The organism is Desulfofundulus salinus (assembly GCF_003627965.1).
Classification (GTDB): Bacteria; Bacillota; Desulfotomaculia; order Desulfotomaculales; family Desulfovirgulaceae; genus Desulfofundulus; species Desulfofundulus salinus.
In genome coordinates this window covers 1-574 of record NZ_RBWE01000005.1, presented here as the reverse complement: position 1 = coordinate 574, position 574 = coordinate 1, and the positions used below count along the sequence as shown (strand labels likewise).

Annotated in this window: 1 protein-coding gene; it reads left to right on the top strand. The window is 53.5% G+C overall.

Annotation, left to right across the window (positions count from 1 at the left end; translation table 11 throughout):
- The coding region (locus D7024_RS15015; RefSeq protein WP_207666974.1) for a hypothetical protein at window positions 1–208 on the top strand (208 nt) is incomplete at its 5' end.
- Between the last annotated feature and the right edge of the window lie 366 nt (window positions 209–574).

Here is a 574-nt window from a genome sequence, read left to right as displayed (position 1 = left end):
TTCACCTCCCTTTTGCAGAAAAATCAAGCCGGGTACAGGACCTGGATGCCCCCGGGGAACCGCCTTACTCACCCTCGTAATCAGTACTCATCCGGCCCTGGGGGTGCATGAATGGGCGGCTGCGAATCCCATCACCAGACAGCCGGGGTACATCCAGCGGTTAGAAATGGACGGCGGACCAGGGGTAACACGCTTTACGAAATGGTAGCCCTTCGGGCTCCACTGGAGGTGGAAGAAATATCCCCATACCAGGCTTGTTAGTCCCATTGTCCCGCAAAGGAGGCATCCATGTCCAGACCCAGCTTGGTGTAAAAAGGCAACAGAAAGCCGGCCCGGCCAGGACAACTGCCTGACAGCACGTTCCGGGGCCGGCTGGAACAGGACCACAACCATCAAAATCTATTACCCAGAAATATCTCAGCGGACTTTTACCTGTCCATTCGCTTGATAACGATCAGGGATTAGATTGTGTATACATTTCGAGCGTTTACAAACTGCTTGGGCATCACCACCATATTCGAGGTACTGTTGGCCAACTGCTATCAATACCCATTCCACGATACAGCAATCGCGC